This window comes from Nocardiopsis codii, from assembly GCF_036327455.1.
GTDB lineage: Bacteria > Actinomycetota > Actinomycetes > Streptosporangiales > Streptosporangiaceae > Nocardiopsis > Nocardiopsis codii.
The window spans coordinates 1-2,930 of record NZ_JAUZMY010000073.1 but is presented as its reverse complement, the minus strand read 5'-3'; the positions used below and the strand labels follow the sequence as shown (position 1 = coordinate 2,930).

Here is a 2,930-nt window from a genome sequence, read left to right as displayed (position 1 = left end):
CCGCCCACCCGCCCCTGCCGCCCTCCTCACCCTCTCCGGGCAACCACCGGTCCCGTCCACGATCCCACTCCGGTCAGTGCGGCGACGGTCGGTCCCGAAGCCCGTGCCCACCCGGCCCGGCAGGTCCGGAACCGGGTGGCCGGGAAGGGGCGCTGCGTCGGACCGCGTGTCGGGTCCGTGTCCGGTCGGCACAAGGGGGACGCCCCCGCGCCTGTGGCGCGGGGGCGTCCCCGGTCCCGGTCCACCGCACCGACGGGACCCGTTCCCGCGCCCCACACACGGAACGGGCCCCGGCGACGGTCGGCGGACCGGGAGTTCAGCGGGCTCGACCTCCGGGCCGGGGGCGGAGTCCGTCGTACGACAGCTCCTCGGATGCGCTCCCGAGCCGGAGGCGCCCGCGTGCGCGGGCTGCGAGCCGTGGCGTCAGAACGCCGTGAGGGTGATTTCGAGTGCGGAGGGACCGTGGTCCTGGATGTAGGACGCGAAGTCCTCCACGTCGTCGAAGGCGAACCCGTACGCCTTGCCGTCCACGGTGTTCGCGTGGAAGACGGCGGCGTAGTGGTTGGCGATCTCCGACTGGTAGAAGGTGTCCGGGTCGTTGGTGGGCTGCTGGGAGGCGGTCAGCAGGGTCGCCCTGTTGAACGCGGCGCCCACGATGGCGGCGACGGGCCCGGTGATCCCGTCGTTGGGGGCGGCCAGGTTGCCGTCGCAGAAGAGGACGTCCCTGGTGGAGGGCCGCGAGATCGGTGCGACGCCCCCGTCGAAGACGAGCTGGTCGCCCTGCACGCGGCCGGTGAAGGTCCCGGCGTTGGTGGTGACCGTCAGGTCGGTGGAGGCGTACTGCGCCCAGACCTCGTCAATGTAGGGGTCGAAGTAGTCCGACGGGAACAGCCCCTGGTCGAGGGCGTGCCCGGGGGCGATCACCCGCAGGTCCTCGTGGACCAGCGACGAGAAGACGGGGTCCGCCGAGAGGGTCTCGAAGACGGCGGCTCGCCCGCCCGGCTGGAACGTGCCCGTGGTCTGGTCGGCGTCGCCGGTCAGCCGGATGCCGATGGGGACGCTGAACTGGTCGACCATGCTGGTGTTGCAGAACATCCCGGCGTCGTTGTGCGTGAACTCGACCGAGTCGTGCAGCACGTCGAAGCCGTGGTCGTTCTCCACCCAGCCGGCGGGGAGCTGGAGCGCGGGCGTGCCGTCGCCTCCGGTGACGATGCGGATGCCGAGCTTGCCGCCGAGCGCCAGGTAGATGCGCCCCGACATGTAGGGGAGCGTCATGCCGCCGAGCGCGTCGAGCGGGATCGAGTAGTCGGTGTACCCGTCGTCGGTGTTGTCGTCCTCGCTGACGGGGTGGGGCGTCCCGGAGGAGTCGACCCACACGTGCTGGTCCGTGGTCAGGTCGGTGCCCACGACGTAGACGAGGACCTCCCCGTCCGCGAACCGGCCGGTCTCGTTGGCGACACTGACTGGGAGCGCTCCCGGATTGGCCAGGGAAGTGCTGTCCGACCTGAGTGCGGCCGGTGTCGTTCCCGGGGCGCACGCACCGAGGAGGGGAACCCCCACGGCCAGGGTGGTGCCGCCGAGGAACAGTCTGCGATCGATCATGGATGTCTCCTTGGTAGCGGGTCAGAGACTGGAAACTAAGTGATCATTTAGTCACGCTGACGTCAATGGGGGTAACGGTGTGTGCGTCTGGTGCTGGAGTGTTTTTCGAGGCCATGAGGTCGTTGGGTGACGCACGTCACACATGATCGTGGGGTGGGGCAGCGGGCGGAACCGCCCGGTGGCGGGTCCGCGGCGGCCCTCGGAACCGGGGCCGGGCCGGGGCGGGGAACAGCCCGGAGGGCGGAGGGGGAACCTTCGGGCGCGCGGCGGAGTCGTATCCCCTGAGACACCCCTACTCCCCGTCCCTGCCCCCCGCCACTGCTCCCGCCCCTCGTCCACGGCCCCGACGACAAGGAACCCCTCCCCATGTATCCCCCTGCCCCCACACCCCCCATGCCGACCACCCTCAAGGCGGTCAGGGTCATCCTGATCATCCGGGCGGTCATCGCCGTCCTCCTCTACGGGACCGCCTTCCTCGGCCTCCTCGTCCTCATGACGCTGCCCGCCGCCGAGGTCGAGGCCGAAGCGGGCATGTCCATGGGAGCCCTCGTGGCGGCCCTGCTCCTCGGTATCCTCATCACCGTCTTCGAGGTCTACGTCATCGCGCAGATGGGCAAGGGCGGCCCCAGGGCCCGCTTCCTCCTGCGCATCGTGGTCGGCCTCGCGGTGGCCAACGCGGTCCTCAGTATCCTGACCGGCTCCAACCCCGCGCTCGGGCTGGGCCTGGCGATCTCCGTGCTGCTCCTGGCCGAGAGCGCGTCCTCGAAGGAGTGGTTCCGGGCCACCGACCCGAACGCCCCCGCCGGGTACCCGCCGGCCCCCGGCGTGTACCCCGGCCAGGTCGGCCAGTCCGGCCACCCCGGGCAGGGCGGTCAGGGCGGCTACCCGCAGCCCGGGCAGGGCGGTCAGGGCGGCTACCCGCAGCCCGGCCAGGGCGGTCAGGGCGGCTACCCGCAGCCCGGCCAGGGCGGCCAGGGCTACCCGCAGCCCGGCCACCCCGAGCAGGGCGGTCAGGGCTACCCGCAGCCCGACCAGGGCGGCTACCCGCAGCCCGACCAGGGCGGCCAGGGCTACCCCCAGCCCGGCCACCCCGAGCAGGGCGGCCACCCCGGACACCCCGGCCAGCCGAACAACCCCGGCCCGGGCAGCTACTAGTGCCCTGACCGGAACCGTTGCCGGTGTGACCTGAGGGATCTCACTCCCGATGATCTTGTACTTATAGCCCGTTTGGGGTGCTCAAACGAGCTATAAGTACAAGATCATCGGGGGAGGGACGGGACCGTGAACCGTTCCGGTCACCCCGCCCCCGCCCCGGCCCCACCCCGCCC

2 protein-coding genes are annotated in these 2,930 nt (G+C 71.6%); one reads left to right on the top strand and one right to left on the bottom strand.

Annotated elements, in window-relative coordinates; all coding sequences use genetic code 11:
- Positions 1–423: 423 nt before the first annotated feature.
- Positions 424–1,602 carry a beta-1,3-glucanase family protein gene (locus Q8791_RS31675; RefSeq protein ID WP_330095540.1) on the bottom strand — a complete coding sequence of 393 codons (1,179 nt, stop codon included), beginning with the start codon at positions 1,600–1,602 and terminating at the stop codon, positions 424–426.
- A 393-nt stretch (positions 1,603–1,995) separates the two neighbouring features.
- Here Q8791_RS31675 and Q8791_RS31670 point away from each other — a divergent pair, with 393 nt between their 5' ends.
- Positions 1,996–2,757, top strand: a complete 762-nt coding sequence (locus Q8791_RS31670) for a hypothetical protein (protein WP_330095539.1) — start codon at positions 1,996–1,998, stop codon at positions 2,755–2,757.
- The last annotated feature ends 173 nt before the right edge of the window (positions 2,758–2,930 follow it).

What these genes read in the sequence shown, in the direction of transcription:
- Q8791_RS31675 (WP_330095540.1), bottom strand. Translation starts at nt 1,602, where the DNA reads ATGATCGATCGCAGACTGTTCCTCGGCGGCACCACCCTGGCCGTGGGG.
- Q8791_RS31670 (WP_330095539.1), top strand. Translation starts at nt 1,996, where the DNA reads ATGCCGACCACCCTCAAGGCGGTCAGGGTCATCCTGATCATCCGGGCG.